Raw genomic sequence first — 15,541 nt, 5'->3', positions numbered from 1 at the left:
CAATCTCTATCGTGATGACTTTGCGGCCTCACGCGCGACCTCGTCCAGAAACGCCGTGACGACCTCGGGCCAGCTGCTGAACGGTTCCATTAGCAGCAGCGCGCGGGCTGCCTCTGCCCGGTCCCGTCCATCCTCGACCATCGCATCGAAGACGGCCTTCATGGCGGCGCGAAGCTCGGCGGGAGCGCCATCGAACGGCTGTCCGAAGGCGTCCGGCGTCTCGGCATTGTTGATCACGATCAGCGGCGCCGGGATTGTCTGCTCTATCAGGCTAAACAAGGCGCGAATCGGTGCGCGCTCCTCGGCGACCTCCAGCACCTTGCGCACAAGCGGATGGTCCCGATTGATCCGATAATACGACTTTCCGTGCTTCGTGAGGTGTGTCCACAGGAATGCCTCGCGGTCTCCAAGCTGGCGTTGGATGATCTTGCCGCGGTGGCGATATATGCTGGACGCCCGGTTGCGGGTGGTCCGGGCGATCCGCTGCAGATCAAGCCTCAGCGCCGCAGGTGGTCGCGCGCGGGACTTCTTCACATCGATCTGCCACAGCAGGTCGGCCGAGTTCGGCAGATCGATGCGGATGCGGGCGAGCTTGAAATGCTCCTCCTTCTGCATGCCGAGTCCGAGCCAGTCGCCGGCTACGAGCAGGCGGCGGTTGCGGTAGATGTAGAACCCCTGGTGGGCGTTCCACCCTTTTGGACCGGCAGCGGCAGCATGCTGATCCGCCGTGAGCCGGCTGTGGTGAGGCAGGACAAAGGGCTTGATCTCTGCCCGCTCGCCATCGGCGATCAGCGTTTCGGCAGAGAGCGGTTCGGTGAAATCGATGTCCTCCAAGAATGGGTCCCAAGGCTCGATGGGACGTCCGTTCATGTGGATCGTCACCGCCCCGCGTCCCTTGAGAAAGCGGTGGAACACCATCGCGAGATGATGTTTGACCGCGTCCGCCCGCTCGCGAAAGTGCCGCTGCGCCGTTTCGTCGTCAGCGGGGGCGCTGCCGACAAGCGCGCCGAGACGATCCCAGAAGAGTATGGTGCCGCTCTTGTGGCAATCCAGACGGGCATGATCCTCGGGAGAGAGGAGATCGGGACGCTTGAGCAGTCGCCACTCGCCTGTTCCCGTCGAGGCGATGTAGTCGAGATCCCATCGACGCAGCACTGCTGCGGACCGGTCCGTTCTGCTGAGCACGGTGAGGCAGCGGCATTGGGAGATTGACGCGGTCTTCATGCCGAGCCCGAAGCGACCGAGATCGTCCTTCGGGCGATCGGCCAGCGGACTAAGGCTGCCCGGCTTCATCGCCTGCCGTAGGGCATCCTCCGTCATGCCGCGACCATCGTCGCGGATCATGATGCGCGACTGTGGACCGGCCCAGTGCATGTCGATCCACACATTCCTCGCACGCGCCGTGATGCTGTTGTCGATGATGTCGGCCAGTGCGGTCGGAAGGTCATAGCCGAACGCGCGCAGCGATTCGAACAGCTCGGTTGCACCAGGACTGGCGATGTCATAGTCATCCGACATGCCTGAGCCTCGGTTCTTGTTGTGTCAGGACCGCTGTCCGTCGGGCGCCCAGGATTGTGGCGAGCGCCTCGCCGATCCACCTGGCGAGAAGCGGCGGCACGGCATTGCCGACCTGGATGTACTGCTGCGTACGATTGCCCTTGAAGAAATAGTTGTCCGGAAAGGTCTGCAGGCGGGCGGCTTCACGCACCGACAGGGCGCGGCACTGCAGCGGATCGGGATGGATGAAATAATGTCCATCCTTCGAGATGTGGCTCGTGACGGTGGTCGACGGGCCACCTGACAGCTGGACCCGGAAACGGTCCGCGAACTTGCCCGAATTCCAGTTGTCGTGGTCGGGGGCCAGATCCTCGGGGAAGTCGGATGCCTTGGGCGAACGGCCGGCGACCTCGGCAAACACCGCCGCGAAGAAGTAGCGCGCCAAGTCGCTTGCCATGTGGCTGCGCGACGCATGGTTGGGCAGTTTCTCCAGCCGATCGTCGACGAGCCAGCTTCGCAGGTCGGCAGGGCAGTCGGGAGAGATTCCGGTGCCCGAACTCTCGCGCCCCGGGACGTCGTTCATCCGCCTGAGGCTGGCTAGGCATTCGCGTGCGCGCTTCTCGAAGGCGAGCTGTTCGGCTTCCGGAAGACCGGTTTCGATATCTGCCACGAAATCCATCGCGGTCGTGACGATCCTGCGCCATTCCTCGCTACTGTCGAGGCCGCGACTGAGGCCGCTGCGCAGGCGGGGCACGCCGTCGAGGACATGGCCGACCGTCGTCTTGAGCGTATGCCGGACCATGAGATCGGCAAGCGATGAGTCCGGTATGCCTTTCGCGAGGTCGTCGCGCAGACCGACGACGATCACGCGGTGGCGGGCCTGCGGAACACCGAAATCCTCCGCTCGCACGATGAAGTCGGAGGCGCGCGGCTCGAATGGCGTCAGATCGAGCTGACGCCGTGAGCGCGGGTCGAGCGCTATCAGCCGATAGCGCGTCGCCCCGGGGCGTTCGCCGCGCAGATCGCGCAGCACCTGATCGAAGATTCGATTGTGCCCGTCGACCGACGAGGACAGCATGCCCTTGACGTTCTCCATGACAAACGCCGCGGGCTGCAGGCGGTCGAGGATCCGGATGTATTCCCCATACAGGAAGTGCTTCTCGTCCTCGCTGGGCACATAGTCCTTCTTGCCCTGATTTCGGGAGCGTCCTACCAGCGAATAGGCCTGACAGGGAGGTCCGCCGATCAGGATCGCGCTGCCCTCGCTCTTCTTGCGGATCGCGTCCAGTCTGGCGTTGAGGCGCAGATCGGGATCTTCCTTGCCAAGTTCGAGCTGCCAAGCCTCCTCGACCGCCGCCGCCCATTCGGCGGGGTGGCTGACGGACCAGTCCGGTTCCTTGCCCCCCTCGTTCAGGTAGGCATAATAGGCATCGGGATATGCGTTGCCGAACTGCCGCAGAAAGCTGCGCAGCCGCAGGGTGGCGTGAGCTGACGGTTCTTTCTCGATCGAGAGGGCAATGCGGAAGGCGCGTTCGCCGTCGCTCGCGGAAACGCTGGAAAATCCTTCAGCCAGCCCCCCAGGGCCTGCAAAGATGTCGACGACGGAATATGTAGACAAGAATCGTACGCTCTCTGGCCCCGGGACAAATGACTTAAGGATAGCATCTGCCGTCGAAAATGACAGGGAATAGTCCATGGCGGACGTAGTTGATCCGGCGACCAGATCGCGGATGATGGCCGGCATCCGCGGCCGCAACACGACGCCAGAGATTCTCCTCCGCCGGCGGCTGCATCGCGAGGGTTTCCGCTTTCGCCTTCACGGTGTCGGCCTGCCGGGAAGGCCTGACATTGTCTTGCCGGGCCGAAGGATCGCCATCCTCGTTCACGGCTGCTACTGGCATCGGCACCAAGGGTGTCACTGGTGCACGACACCGGCGTCGAACATGAACTTCTGGGAAGCCAAGTTCGCTCGCAACCGGGAGCGGGATGCAGAGGTCATGGCGGTGCTGCGCGAGACAGGCTGGCGTATCGCGACGGTCTGGGAGTGTGGGCTGAGGTCTGCCAGCATCGATGAGACCGTGAGGTCGCTGGTTGACTGGATCAGGTCGGACAGTCCGATCTTCGAAAGCGGCGTCGTTCGCACGCGACGGGCGTCTGATCAGGATGAAATTTTCTTATGATCGGTACATATCCTGGGTGTAGATCGATTCTGAACCCAGGATATGTACCAATAAACACTTGACATATCCTGGGTGTAGATTAAGTTTGCACCCAGGATATGTACCAGACCATGAATCGCCTCTCCCAACGCGATCGTCTTGCGGCCCTTCTCGAGACACAGCCGATCGTGCGCGCATATGAGCTGCGTCAGGCGGGCATCACGCCCTCGATGATTTCGCGGGCCGTGGAAGATGGCGATCTCGCGCGCATTGCGAGGGGACTCTATCAGCGGGTGAACGCCGAGCTGTCGGCCGAGCAGTCGCTGGCCGAGGCGTCGAAGCTGGTGCCAAAGGGTGTGATCGCCCTGACGTCGGCGCTCGCCTTCCACGAGCTGACAGACCAGATGCCGAGAAAGGTGTGGGTGGCGATCAGTCCGCGCGACTGGGCGCCGGTCATCTCCTATCCTCCCATGCGCATCACCGAGTTTCCTGACAAATACATGACCCACGGAATCGAACGGCACCGCATCTCCGGAATCGATGTTCCGATATTCTCTGTGCCGAAGACGCTCGCCGACGTGTTTCGCAGCAGGGCAGTCGATCGCTCGGTCGCCATAGAGGCGCTGCGCGCTGCGCTGCGGGATCGCCGCGCGACGCCGGGGGAGATCGCGCGCTCGGCGTGGGACGGAGGCGCCTGGAAAGTCATGCAACCCTATCTGGAAGCACTCGTGTCCGATGGCTGAGGGGCGCCGGTCCTCCGCGGCCTCGATCAGGCAGCGCCTGCTCGACATCGCCCGCGCCAAAGGGCGTGTTCACGAGGTCGTGCTGGTGCGATATGCTCTGGAACGGCTGCTATATCGCCTTTCCCGGTCCCCCCATCGCGACCGCTTTGCGCTCAAGGGTGGCATGCTGGTGACGCGCTGGATCGATGGCGGCAACCGGGAGACGCGGGACGCCGACTTTCTCGGCTTTGGAGAATCGGCGATCGACGAGCTGAGAGCCACCTTTGCCGAGATCATGGCGAAGCCCGCCGACGATGCGATCGAATTTGACGTCGTCGCTTTGCGCGCGGATCAGATCAGAGAGGGCATGGACTACGAGGGCGTGCGCCTTCGAACCACCGCATATCTCGAAAGGACGCGCATTCCGGTGACCGTCGACATCGGGTTCGGTGATGCGGTCGCCCCGAAGCTGGAGCCGATGAACTATCCCTCGCTCCTCGGCATGGAGGAGCCGAGCATCCAGGCCTATCCGCCCGCAGCCGTCATCGCCGAGAAGCTCCAAGCCATGGTCGCGCTTGGCATGATCAACGGGCGCATGAAAGATTATCACGACCTCTGGGCCATTCCGAGAGCGCTCCACATACGACCAGCCGATCTCGACGCTGCCATCGCAGCGACGTTCGAACGCAGGAGGACGGCAATCCCGACCGAACGGCCGGAAGGATTGTCCCGCGCCTTCGTCGATGATGCGGCAAAGCAGCGCCAATGGCGAAACTATGCCGACTCTCTCGGGCTGCAGGTGGTCACGCTAGCCGAGGTGGTGGAGGCTGTCTGGGAACTGGTCGGTCCGTCATGCGTGCGACTGACCTCCACCAGCACCGAGGGCTGATCGACCGCGGCACCGTGCGCCGTCAAGCAGGTGCAAGGATGTGGTAGCTGCTGTCGCCGGCCCTGTAGAGAACGATCGTTGCCGATGCGACGTCGGTTTCGGACGCATAGCTGTCATCACACTCCAGATGAACCCACGTCCGCTATAGCCACCTCGCCATCCCAAAGTCGCCATTCCGTTTCCCACCCAGTTGTGAGCGCCAATCTCTCCCTAACGAATGACGACTTTCGGGCTTAGCAATCGGCTCGGCGAATGGCCGGGATGGGGCGCAGAAGCAGACACCGGTTTGGGACCGATCGGACGGCGGCTTTGGGCCGAGCGCGAACACTCTCCAGTCAACAACCGCGCCCTTCCAGCAGCCCTCGCAGATGCCGCTCCACTCCCACCGCCAGTGCGAAGGCTGGAGCACCCAGGACCAAGACGACCGCAGAAAAGGCCGCTACCATCGCCACCGGCGTCGACACGGCACCAGCTCCCAGCACCATTACCACCGCACAGCTTGCCAAATAGGCTACCCCGCATAGCCCAAGCGCGCGGATTACGGGGTGGGTGTAACGCGCCAGGTCTCTCTGCATCCGCTCCGCCAACGCTGACTGGTGCCGCCGCCATGCATCGCTCTTCTCAATCTTCATCATCACTCTCTCAACAGTTCGATCCAGGTGTGGACGTCGTCCATCGGAATCTCCTTCCCTTCCAGGAACGACCGGTACCAGCGCGCAACGATCGCGCCGCGTTTCTCGCTTTTCAGTCGGATGCCGGTCGCGCTCAGGTGACGTTCCAGCGCCGTCTCGAACCCTTCCAGCGCCGCCAGGTCGTGGCCCGGGCGCACCGCTTCGACCCCCAACAGGATCCAGTTCAGGTCCACGCCGAACTGGCGGTGCATGTCCACCAACGCCTCGACCGGGATCGAGCGCTTGCCTGTCTCGTAGCTCTGGTAGGCGCGCTGCGACATGCCAAGGGCCTGGGCCATCCGGGCCTGCGACAGGCCAAGCTCGTTGCGCGCGATTGCCATGCGCGCGCCGAGGCCGCCGAGGTAGGTATCCGGACGATTCACCATTCTTGACATCAATCAGCTTGCCATGACGCATGAACGCATATAGGCGCACGTTTGTGCGTCAGCGCCTGCTTTCCACCATCGAACCACGGCAAGGCACCGCATTCAATGCGTTTTCGTCCATTTTCAGGAAAGGAGAGGGGTTTGTCACAGGAAAAGCTGCTGTCGCCCAAGGAACTTGGCGCCCTTGTGGGGCTCAGCACGGCGCAGATTCGTGCCTTGATGAACGACGGGCGGCTCGAATTCGTCGAGATCACGCCCAAGACCCGCTTGCTGACCATGACTGGGTGGGAGCGATTTCAGAAGCGCGCCACCAAGCAGCGCGGTGCGGAGAGTAAGAGGGATGGTTCGGCGTCGGTTGTGAATTGATCAGGGAGAGTGCCATGTCCACGACCAACCTCAACATCAGCGTGATCGAAAAGCGCATGTTCAAGGAGACTGAGGCGGCCAGCTATGCAGGCCTGCCCGTCAAGCATTTCAAGATCGCCTGCCCGGTGCAGCCGATCCAGCTGCGCCAGGGCGTGCTGCTTTGGGACAAGCGCGACCTTGATCTCTGGATCGACGATGTGAAGACCGGCACGCAGGCCGCCACGCACGACGCCATTCTGGCGCGCTTGTGATGACGACTGTCCGCATCAAGGGCTTCAAGATCTTCAAGGATCGCCACGGTCGGATGCGCTGCTACCACCGCGAGACCGGCCAGAAGATCGACCTTGTGAAGGCCCCGCTTGGGTCGGCCGCCTTTTTCACCGAATGCGAGAAGATCACCGCCATTGCCGAGGCGAACAAGGCAAAGGCGCCGAAGGTCGGCACGCTGAGCGGGCTGATCCAATCTTACTACGAGACCGAGCATTTCAAGAACCTCGCGCCCGCGACACGGCGCGACTATCGGCAATGCGCCGATTTCCTGGAACCCATCCGCGAAATCCCCATCCACACCATCGACACGCCGCTGGTAGCGGGCATCCACGACAAAGCCGCGCAGAAGATCGGCTGGAGGCGTGCAAACATGCTGCGGACCTTCCTGAGCGAGGTCTTCCGCTTCGCCATTCCCAAAGGCCTGATCGCGGCCAACTTCGCCACTGGCGTGATCCCGAAGCCCCGCCCGGCCAAGCTCGCCTATGCCAACCGCCCTTGGGAGCCGGAGGAATGCGACATCGTCCTCGAACACGCGCCGCCACATGTGAGAGTGGTTCTGGCCGTGCTGATGAACACCGGCCTTGATCCATCCGACGCGCTGAACCTGCGGCGCGACCAGATCGATGGCGAAACCATCTGGGGCGTGCGGGGCAAGACCGGCGTCGAAGTTGCCATTCCCATCGGCCCGACGTTGCACACGGCCTTGAAGCAAGCACCGAAGCACGACGCGCCCGCATTGCTGACCAACTCACGCGGCGAGCAATGGACCTACAACGGCTTCTCCACAGTCTGGCACCGCTTCAAGACGGGGTTGGAGACCGAACGGATGATCCAACCCGGCCTTACCCTCAAGGGCCTGCGGCATACCGTGGCGACCACGCTGCGCGAGGCGGGACTGGACGAACGCCGCATCGCCGACCTTCTGGGGCAGAAAACCCTGTCGATGGCGCGGCACTATTCGCGCTCTGCCAACCTTGCGGCGAAGAACCGCGAGACCATGGCGACTCTCGAAACCGAGAACGCGCGGCGGGCGCGAACTGTCAAACCTTCCACCAAATGCGTCAAACCCGAACCGAAAGGGAAATCGGAATGAAAACAAAACCTAGCGATTTCAGGGATTTAAGTGGTGCCCAGAGCCGGAATCGAACCAGCGACACGCGGATTTTCAATCCGCTGCTCTACCAACTGAGCTATCTGGGCACCGGGGCGTTTCCGCTCGGGTGGCGCGTTCTTAGGCGAGTGTGCGGGGCCTGTCCAGAGGGAATTCGTGCAATCAGGGCCTCAGTGCACCGGCCCGTCGTCGGTAGGGGGGCGGGCAGCGGTTTCGTCCTCTTCGGGGTGGCCGGGGATCACGTAGCTGCCCGAAAGCCAGCGTCCGAGGTCGACGTCGGCGCAGCGCCGGGAACAGAACGGGCGGTACTTCGTGTCAGAGGGTTTGCGGCAGATCGGGCAGGTCACGTCGCGGCCCCCGTCAGCACCTCGGACAGGGGCAGCCGGTCGCGCTTGCGCTGGATCTCGTACATGCCAAGCGGCGTCCAGCCGGCAAGACTGGTTTCGGCCGCTTCGCCCTTGAAGGCGGCGCGCAGTTGCTGTTCCACCGCCGCCCGGTCGCGTTTCGGCATCGGCGCGAAGTCGACCACGATCTGCCCGCCAAGCCCGCGCAGGCGCAACTGCCGGGGCAGGTCGCGGGCGGCGGCGATACTGGCCTTGAGGCCGGCGGCGGGGCTGGTGTCGGCGCCGGTGTTGACATCCACCGCCACCAGCGCGCGGGTCGGTTCCACCACCATGGTCCAGCCGCCGTGCAGCTTCACCTCGGGCGGCAGCAGCGCGTCCACCAGCGCATCGACCCCGTGCCGTTCGAAGGCGCCCTCGTCCTCGTCCACCTCGTCGGGGGCGGGGTCGGTCCAGTCGCGCCAGGCCTCTTCGTGCGGCAGTGGCGCATCGACCAGAAGCTCGGGCTTGCCGGCCAGGTCGGCGGCGACAGCTTCGGCCAGTTCGCGCATGGCGGCGATGTCGCCGAGGATGGCGGCATCTTCCTCCGCCGCTGCGGCGGAGCGCAGGATCAGGCCGAAGTCGCAGCCATGCATCGCCCCTTCGGCAAGCACGCCAAGGCGGCTGCGCGTCTCCTCGTCCTTGATCCGGCGCGAGATGTTCAGCCCCGGCGCATCGGGCGTGACGATGGCAAGCCGGCTCTTGAACAGAAGGCGGGTGGAGACGGGCAGCGCCTTGCCCGCCTCGGCGTGGCCCGACACCTGGACCAGAACCGGCTGGCCGGGCGTGAGCCCCCGCGTCTCGCGAAGGAAGCCCTTCTGCCCTTCGGGGAGCTTGACGAAGACGCCGCCCTGCCCCTTCACGAGCCGGTCGAGCGTCCCGCGCAGTATCGCACCCGGTGCGGGCGGCGCATCCTCGGCCGGGGCGATGAGCAGATCCTCCAGCCGGCCGTCGACGACAAGTGCGGCCGCCTCGCGGCCCCGGTATTCGCCCAGAACGACCAATCGACCCTTCATGCATACTCTCCACATGTGGCGATGCCGGCGGCTTGCAGCAGCACGGCCGTTTCCGCGACCGGCAGGCCGACCACGCCGGTAAAGGAGCCCTGGATCCACGGGATCAGCGCGCCGAAGCGACCCTGGATACCATAGGCACCAGCCTTGCCCTGCCATTCGCCACTGGCGAGGTAGCCGTTCACCTCCGCGTTCGACAGCGCCTTGACCTTCACGACCGTCTCGACCACCCGTTCCCACAGGCGATCGCCACGGCGGACCGCGACAGCGGTGACGACGCGGTGGCGCCGTCCCGACAGCGCCCAGAGGAAGGCCGCCGCCTCACCCGCGTCGGCGGGCTTCCCAAGGATGCGGCGGCCCAGGGCCACGGTCGTGTCGGCGCAGAGCACCACCTCGTCCGCGCCACAGGGCAAGGCCTGCGCCTTTTCGCGCGCCATGCGCTCGCAATAGGGGCGCGGCAGTTCGCCCCTGGCCGGGGTTTCGTCGATGTCGGGGGCACGGATTTCGTCGGGCACAAGCCCGATCTGCGCCAGAAGCTCCTTCCGGCGCGGGCTGGCCGATCCCAGGATCAGCCGCACGTTACTTGAAGCGATAGTTGATGCGGCCCTTCGTCAGGTCGTAGGGCGTCATTTCCACCTGAACCCGGTCGCCGGCCAGAACGCGGATGCGGTTCTTGCGCATCTTTCCTGCCGTATGTGCGATGATCTCATGGCCGTTTTCCAGCTCGACCCTGAACGTCGCATTCGGCAGGAGTTCCTTCACGACGCCAGGAAATTCGAGCATTTCTTCCTTGGCCATGGTCACTCCTTGACAGATCGCCTGCCGTCTTCCGCAGGCGCGCCCTAAATGCGCCCCCAAGGGGGATTTTTCAAGCGCATTGTCAATCGCCGCTGACGATTATGACATTGCCGGCAGGCCCGGCCTGCTCCGGCCAGTGCCGGAGGTTCAAGACGCCGCCATCCGCGCGCACGTCCCGCACCGCCTGAAGCGAGACTTCCGCGATCACCCAGCCGGGTGCGCCCGGTGCCCCTTCGGCCAGGATGCCCTCGGGCGGGAAACCGCGGTCGGGGGGGCCGTAGATCGATGCGCGGCCGGTGTTCGCTTCCATCCCGGCGCACCAGGGGGCGGCCCCCACCACCGGCGCGTGGACCGCGATCAACTGGTTTTCCAGCGCGCGCGCCATCGCCCCGACACGGACGCGGGTGAACCCGGCAAGCGTTTCGGTCGCGGACGGAACCAGCAGGATTTCCGCCCCCGCCTCGGCCAGGCTGCGCGCCAGCAGGGGGAATTCGCTGTCATAGCAGATCGACACGCCGATCCGGCCCGGCGCGGTCTCGAACACCTTCACGTCACGGCCCGGCGCGATGTCCCAGTCCTCGCGCTCCCAGCGCGTCATCATCGCCTTGTCCTGATGGCCGAGGATACCGCCGGGACCGTAGAGCGTGGCGCGGTTGACAGGGCGCGCGGGGTGGACGGCGGGGTCGAAGACGGGACCGGAGGCGCCCAGGATGAAGACCCCATGCGCTGCCGCCAGCCGCACATGCAGCGCGTCGGCCGCCACCTTGTGGCGCGCGACCTCGTGCAGGCACCCCTCCTGATCGGCCGCGACCGCGTGCCCGCCAAGGCTCGCCAGTTCCATCGCCCCGTATTCCGGAAAGACCAGGACCTCCGCCCCCTGCCCTGCCGCATCGGCGACCCAGCGCGAGAGCTTCGCCTCGTAGCCGGACCAGTCGTCGAACCAGTCGAGCGGATAGGCGGCGGCGGCGATCTTCATTGATCCATCTCCCGATGCGGCATGCGCGGCCTAAAGGTCGCGCATCCAGAACTGCAACTGCTTCACGGTCTCGGCCGGCTCGCCCCGATCCTTCCAGGCGTATTCGGCCAACATGCCGGGCTGAGGCGCATAGCCACGCTTGCGCCAGAAGGCGTCGAGCGGGCGATAGTCTGCAGGCCTGAGCGGGTGGTCGGCGGGCCGAATCACCGAACAGAAGGCCGCGTGCCGGCGCCCGAGCGCGCGGGCCTGCGCCTCGCGCGCGTCGAAAAAGGCGTGGCCCAGTCCCCTGCCCCGGTATTCGGGCAGCAACACCGATTCCGCGCAATAGAAGATGTGGGTCAGATCCATCCCCCGCTCTGCGAAGGGGGCGCCGAAGTCGTCGGAATGTTCCTCCATCGGCGCGCCGGTCGAGGCGCCGATGAGCTTTGCCCCGTCGAAGGCGCCGACAAGGACCGCGCCGCCGCTGCCGCAATAGCGCGACAGGTAGCGGCGCTCATAATCCATGTCGCCGTCATAGAGGTAGGGCCAGTGCCGGAAGACGTCGATCCTGAGCCGCGCCACATCGTCAAGCGCGGCCTCGAAGGCCGCGCCGGTCAGCGTCAGGATCTCGATCGTCATTGACTGACCTGCCGGATCCAGTCCTGGAGGTTGTAGTAGGTCGTCACCCGGGTGATCTTGCCGTCCTTGAGCGTGAAGAACCCGCCGGCCGGCAGGACATAGGTTTGACCCCGCGCCTCGGGCAGGCCGGGATCGGTCTTCAGGTAAGTGCCGTTCACCGTGAACTCCGCCGCCCCGCGGGTGCCATCCTCGTTCGCGAAGACCACCATGTCGGTCAGAAGCTCCTTGTAGGTCTCGCTCATGTGCTTGCAGAATTCGGCAAAGGCCACCTTGCCCAGTCGCGTCGCGCCCTCGTTCACATGGTGGGCGAAGTCGTCGTGCAGCGTTGCGATCATCCCGTCGATGTCGCCCCGGTTGAAGGCGTCGTAATAGGCTTGAATGGTGGCGCGGCTCATCGGTTCTCTCTCGCTCCCCGGAGGTGTTGTCTGGCGGTCCCGGAAGGGACTAGCCGAGCCCCCGGGATGAGGCAAGACCGGGAGGGACGTGAAGCGGCGCGTTTGCGACCATCCCGCGCCGCACCCCTGGCCTGCATGGCGTCCACCCTGTGCGCGCGGGCCGAACCCGGCCCTCCGGCGGGTTCAGGGTGTGCAATCGTCGGTCGGCGGGCCGAAGCGCTGGATCATCCGGGCCCTGATCTGGTCGCGGGTCTGGCGATAGGCGGCCAGCTTGGTTTCCCGCGTCTCGCCGATGCCGGTCGGGTCCATGATCGGCCAGTATTCGACCTCGAGATGGAAGAACCGCGTCAGTTCCAGCGCCTGCCGCTGGCTGGCGGGCGACAACGCGATGACCAGATCGAAGCCCGACAGGTCGTCGCCCCATTGCTGCATCTCCTCGAAGCTGCGGGCGCGGTGACGCGCCAGTTCCACCCCGATTTCCTTGCAGACCGCGACGGCAAAGCCATCGACCTCCAGATCGTTCTTCACGCCCGCGGACTGGACATAGATCTTCCGCCCGTAGAGCTTCTTCATCAGCCCCTCGGCCATGGGGGAACGAACGGCGTTGTGGTCGCAGCAGAAGAGCACCGAGTGCGGCAGCCCGTTGCCCAAGATCACCCTCCGAAATGCAGGACGCAGATAAGGGTGAACAGGCGCCGCGCCGTGTCGACGTCGAGCTCGGCCTTGCCCTCGAGCCGCTCCATCAGGATGCGCGCGCCTTCGTTGTGGATGCCGCGCCGGGCCATGTCGATCGCCTCGATCTGGCTGGGCGGAAGGCGCTTGACCGCCTCGAAATAGCTTTCGCAGATCTGGAAATAATCCTTCACCACCTGCCGGAACGGGCCGAGCGACAGGTGGACCTCGCCCACCTTCTCGCCCGCTTCGGACTGGATGTCGAAGACCAGCCGCTTTTCCCGGATTGCAAGGCCCAGCCGGAACGGCCCGTCGGGCGCCGGCCCGTCACCGCGTGCCGGCAGGGCAAAGCTGTTGTCCTCGAGCAGGTCGAAGACCGCGACCTTGCGCTCCTGCTCCACCTCGGGCGTCGGTGCGGGCAGGCCGCTGTCGTCGATGTCGATCTGGCATATCCGGGTCATGCGATGCCTTTCCAACTGCGCCCCCGGTGATGCCCGACGCAACGACGTTGCGCAAGACCCCGTCAGCATCGGCGCAGGGCGTCGGGAACCGCCGGAGGGGGGCTTCAGGCAACCGGCGTGGCGGGGCCGATTGAGGATTGCCGGCCACTTCGGCAGGGTCTAACGTCCGGCGCGCAAGCCGCCCTCAGCCCGCAGGAAACCGGATGACTGCCATCGCACCAGCCATCGCCCTCACGTCCGCCTGTGCACTCATGCTCACCGGCCTCTCGCTCTCGGTCTCGATGCGCCGGCGGGCGCTCGGCGTCTCCTTCGGCGATGCGGGCGACGAAACCCTCAGACGGCGCATCCGCGCCCACGGCAACTTCATCGAATATGCCCCCATGGCCACGCTGACCGTCTGGGCCCTTGCGGCAGCCAACGTCGACACCGCTCTGGTCTGGCTTTTCACGCTGGCCTTCCTGGCATCACGCCTGCTGCACGCGGCAGGCATGCTGCTCGCAAGCGGCCCGGCGGCGCGGGCGGCCGCGATGGTCGTCCAGCACCTTGCCTTCGTCGCATCGGCGCTCGTCCTTGCGGGCGTGCTCCTCGGACTGATCTAGCGGTTCAGCCGGTCAAGCCGGGCACGCACCGACAGCCCGTGCGCCTGCAGGCTTTCCGATGTCGCCAGCCGCTCCGCCGCCGGGCCGATGGCGGCCAACGCCTGCGGCGTCATCTTCGCAAGCGTCGTGCGCTTGAGGAAATCCATCACCGATAGCCCGCTCGAAAACCGTGCCGACCGCGCAGTCGGCAGCACGTGGTTCGGCCCCCCCACATAGTCGCCGATCGCCTCCGGCGTCCAGTGGCCAAGGAAGATCGCCCCCGCATGCACGGTCTCGGCCGCCAGCGCCTCGGGGTCGGCCACGCACAACTCCAGATGTTCGGGCGCGATCCGGTTGGAAAGCGCCGCCGCCTCGGCCAGATCGCGCACCACTATCACCGCGCCGTAGTCGCGCCAGGACGCCCCGGCGATCGCGCGCCGCTCCAGCGTCTCCAGCCGCCTGTCGACCGCGGCCGCCACCGCCCGGCCGAAATCGGCGTCGTCGGTGACCAGGATCGACTGCGCGCTCTCGTCATGCTCGGCCTGGCTCAGCAGATCGAGCGCGATCCAGTCCGGGTCGTTGTCGCGATCCGCGATGACGAGGATCTCCGACGGTCCGGCGATCATGTCGATGCCCACCCGCCCGAAGACGCGCCGCTTGGCCGCCGCGACATAGGCGTTGCCCGGCCCGGTGATCTTGTCGACTGGCGCGATGGTCCCGGTCCCGTAGGCAAGCGCGGCGATCGCCTGCGCCCCCCCGATCCGGTAGACGGTGTCGACGCCCGCAAGCCGCGCCGCCATCAGGACCAGCGGGTTTACCGCGCCCCCCGGCGTCGGACAGGCGATGACCAGCCGCCCCACCCCCGCGACACGCGCCGGGATCGCGTTCATCAGGACGGAGGACGGATAGGAGGCAAGTCCGCCCGGCACATAAAGCCCCGCCGCCGACACCGGCCCCCAGCGCCAGCCAAGCTCGGCACCGGCCGCGTCGGTCCAGCGCGCGTCCGCAGGCATCTGGCGCTCGTGATAGGCGCGGATGCGCCCGGCGGCCAGTTCCAGTGCCGCGCGATCTTCCGCCCCGACCTTCGCGCATTCCGCCGCGATCTCCGCCTCCGAAAACGCGATCGTCGCGGGCGTCAGCTCCAGCCGGTCGAACCGGCGGGTCAGCTCGATCACCGCATCGTCGCCGCGCGCACGCACCTCGGCGATGATCGCGGCAACCGCGGCGTCCACATCGGGCGCATCCTCCCGCTTCATCGTCAGAAGCGCCGCGAATGCAGCCTCGAAACCGTCATCGCAGCTGTTCAGGAAATGGGGCATGGGTGCTCTCCTCGACTGCCGCCCCCATAGCGAAGCGCGCGCGCCGCCTCAAGCACTCCGCGCATCATCCGCCCCCCGAAAGCTCATCCCCGAACGCCCTTCCCGCGGCGCCTCCTTCAGTCTGGCGGAAATACTCCGGGGGGTCCGGGGGGCAGCGCCCCCCGGCCGGGGGGGCCCCCCCCCCCCCCCGCGTCCGTTCGGCGGCTGCAGGCAGTCCCGCGCCCGGACCGGACGCCGCTCACACCTCATCGCCATGCCCC

21 protein-coding genes and 1 tRNA gene are annotated in these 15,541 nt (G+C 65.7%); 7 read left to right on the top strand and 15 right to left on the bottom strand.

Going from position 1 to position 15,541, the window contains the following annotated elements:
• Positions 1–6: 6 nt before the first annotated feature.
• Positions 7–1,518, bottom strand: coding sequence for an ATP-binding protein (locus N5I32_RS00110; RefSeq protein ID WP_261493360.1), 1,512 nt, complete (start codon positions 1,516–1,518; stop codon positions 7–9).
• Positions 1,508–3,115, bottom strand: a complete 1,608-nt coding sequence (locus N5I32_RS00105; RefSeq protein ID WP_369414204.1) for a DNA cytosine methyltransferase — start codon at positions 3,113–3,115, stop codon at positions 1,508–1,510. Before N5I32_RS00105 ends, N5I32_RS00110 begins: the two co-directional genes overlap by 11 nt.
• A 76-nt stretch (positions 3,116–3,191) precedes the next feature.
• Between N5I32_RS00105 and N5I32_RS00100 the strand changes: the two genes are divergently transcribed.
• The 3 genes from N5I32_RS00100 (at position 3,192) to N5I32_RS00090 (ending at position 5,267) form a co-directional block, all read left to right on the top strand.
• The gene (locus tag N5I32_RS00100; RefSeq protein WP_261493358.1) at positions 3,192–3,677 is read left to right on the top strand and encodes a very short patch repair endonuclease; all 486 of its coding nucleotides are present in this window, start codon (positions 3,192–3,194) and stop codon (positions 3,675–3,677) included.
• 110 nt (positions 3,678–3,787) lie between these two features.
• The gene (locus N5I32_RS00095) at positions 3,788–4,399 is read left to right on the top strand and encodes a type IV toxin-antitoxin system AbiEi family antitoxin domain-containing protein (RefSeq protein ID WP_261493357.1); all 612 of its coding nucleotides are present in this window, start codon (positions 3,788–3,790) and stop codon (positions 4,397–4,399) included.
• Complete coding sequence (locus N5I32_RS00090; protein ID WP_261493356.1) at positions 4,392–5,267, top strand: nucleotidyl transferase AbiEii/AbiGii toxin family protein; 876 nt, start codon at positions 4,392–4,394, stop codon at positions 5,265–5,267. Before N5I32_RS00095 ends, N5I32_RS00090 begins: the two co-directional genes overlap by 8 nt.
• Positions 5,268–5,602: 335 nt before the next feature.
• Here N5I32_RS00090 and N5I32_RS00085 read toward each other — a convergent pair whose 3' ends face one another.
• Positions 5,603–5,899 (bottom strand): hypothetical protein, encoded by a 297-nt coding sequence (locus N5I32_RS00085; RefSeq protein WP_261493354.1) that lies wholly within the window; start codon positions 5,897–5,899, stop codon positions 5,603–5,605.
• Positions 5,900–5,901: 2 nt separating this feature from the next.
• Complete coding sequence (locus N5I32_RS00080) at positions 5,902–6,324, bottom strand: helix-turn-helix domain-containing protein (RefSeq protein WP_261493353.1); 423 nt, start codon at positions 6,322–6,324, stop codon at positions 5,902–5,904.
• A 141-nt stretch (positions 6,325–6,465) separates the two neighbouring features.
• On the opposite strand from N5I32_RS00080, the gene N5I32_RS00075 reads away from it, so the two are divergent.
• Genes N5I32_RS00075 through N5I32_RS00065 form a run of 3 tightly spaced genes read left to right on the top strand, consistent with a single transcriptional unit; the run spans position 6,466 to position 8,053 of the window.
• Positions 6,466–6,690, top strand: a complete 225-nt coding sequence (locus tag N5I32_RS00075; RefSeq protein WP_261493352.1) for a hypothetical protein — start codon at positions 6,466–6,468, stop codon at positions 6,688–6,690.
• Positions 6,691–6,704: 14 nt separating this feature from the next.
• On the top strand, positions 6,705–6,941 hold the full coding sequence (locus tag N5I32_RS00070; protein ID WP_261493350.1) for a hypothetical protein: 237 nt from the start codon (positions 6,705–6,707) through the stop codon (positions 6,939–6,941).
• A complete protein-coding gene (locus tag N5I32_RS00065; protein ID WP_261493348.1) occupies positions 6,941–8,053 on the top strand; it encodes a tyrosine-type recombinase/integrase in 1,113 nt (370 codons plus the stop codon). Before N5I32_RS00070 ends, N5I32_RS00065 begins: the two co-directional genes overlap by 1 nt.
• A gap of 31 nt (positions 8,054–8,084) precedes the next feature.
• Here N5I32_RS00065 and N5I32_RS00060 read toward each other — a convergent pair.
• The 10 genes from N5I32_RS00060 to N5I32_RS00015 form a co-directional block, all read right to left on the bottom strand.
• Positions 8,085–8,160: transfer RNA gene (locus tag N5I32_RS00060), tRNA-Phe, on the bottom strand.
• An 81-nt stretch (positions 8,161–8,241) separates the two neighbouring features.
• Positions 8,242–8,418 carry a DNA gyrase inhibitor YacG gene (locus tag N5I32_RS00055; protein ID WP_261493346.1) on the bottom strand — a complete coding sequence of 59 codons (177 nt, stop codon included), beginning with the start codon at positions 8,416–8,418 and terminating at the stop codon, positions 8,242–8,244.
• Positions 8,415–9,467, bottom strand: coding sequence for a ribonuclease E/G (locus tag N5I32_RS00050; protein WP_261493344.1), 1,053 nt, complete (start codon positions 9,465–9,467; stop codon positions 8,415–8,417). Before N5I32_RS00050 ends, N5I32_RS00055 begins: the two co-directional genes overlap by 4 nt.
• Positions 9,464–10,042, bottom strand: coding sequence for a Maf family protein (locus tag N5I32_RS00045; protein ID WP_261493342.1), 579 nt, complete (start codon positions 10,040–10,042; stop codon positions 9,464–9,466). The genes N5I32_RS00050 and N5I32_RS00045 overlap by 4 nt, the downstream gene beginning before the upstream one ends.
• Position 10,043: 1 nt before the next feature.
• The gene (gene infA, locus N5I32_RS00040) at positions 10,044–10,262 is read right to left on the bottom strand and encodes a translation initiation factor IF-1 (RefSeq protein ID WP_037209844.1); all 219 of its coding nucleotides are present in this window, start codon (positions 10,260–10,262) and stop codon (positions 10,044–10,046) included.
• An 82-nt stretch (positions 10,263–10,344) separates the two neighbouring features.
• The gene (locus N5I32_RS00035) at positions 10,345–11,238 is read right to left on the bottom strand and encodes a carbon-nitrogen hydrolase family protein (protein ID WP_261493338.1); all 894 of its coding nucleotides are present in this window, start codon (positions 11,236–11,238) and stop codon (positions 10,345–10,347) included.
• Positions 11,239–11,268: 30 nt separating this feature from the next.
• Entirely contained in the window at positions 11,269–11,856 is a 588-nt protein-coding gene (locus N5I32_RS00030; RefSeq protein WP_261493336.1) for a GNAT family protein, read from the bottom strand.
• Positions 11,853–12,251 (bottom strand): ketosteroid isomerase-related protein, encoded by a 399-nt coding sequence (locus tag N5I32_RS00025; protein ID WP_261493335.1) that lies wholly within the window; start codon positions 12,249–12,251, stop codon positions 11,853–11,855. Before N5I32_RS00025 ends, N5I32_RS00030 begins: the two co-directional genes overlap by 4 nt.
• Positions 12,252–12,434: 183 nt before the next feature.
• A complete protein-coding gene (locus tag N5I32_RS00020) occupies positions 12,435–12,839 on the bottom strand; it encodes an arsenate-mycothiol transferase ArsC (protein ID WP_261495874.1) in 405 nt (134 codons plus the stop codon).
• 65 nt (positions 12,840–12,904) lie between these two features.
• Positions 12,905–13,384 carry a UPF0262 family protein gene (locus N5I32_RS00015; protein ID WP_261493334.1) on the bottom strand — a complete coding sequence of 160 codons (480 nt, stop codon included), beginning with the start codon at positions 13,382–13,384 and terminating at the stop codon, positions 12,905–12,907.
• A 203-nt stretch (positions 13,385–13,587) separates the two neighbouring features.
• Here N5I32_RS00015 and N5I32_RS00010 point away from each other — a divergent pair, with 203 nt between their 5' ends.
• Positions 13,588–13,983 carry an MAPEG family protein gene (locus N5I32_RS00010; RefSeq protein ID WP_261493333.1) on the top strand — a complete coding sequence of 132 codons (396 nt, stop codon included), beginning with the start codon at positions 13,588–13,590 and terminating at the stop codon, positions 13,981–13,983.
• Here the strand turns inward: N5I32_RS00010 and hisD are convergent.
• Entirely contained in the window at positions 13,980–15,281 is a 1,302-nt protein-coding gene (hisD, locus tag N5I32_RS00005) for a histidinol dehydrogenase (RefSeq protein WP_261493332.1), read from the bottom strand. The genes N5I32_RS00010 and hisD overlap by 4 nt on opposite strands.
• Positions 15,282–15,541: the final 260 nt, after the last annotated feature.

It is taken from the genome of Albidovulum sediminis (assembly GCF_025380365.1).
Lineage (GTDB): Bacteria > Pseudomonadota > Alphaproteobacteria > Rhodobacterales > Rhodobacteraceae > Albidovulum > Albidovulum sediminis.
Note: the sequence above shows the minus strand (reverse complement) of the source record. Positions and strands in the feature narration are given on the sequence as shown.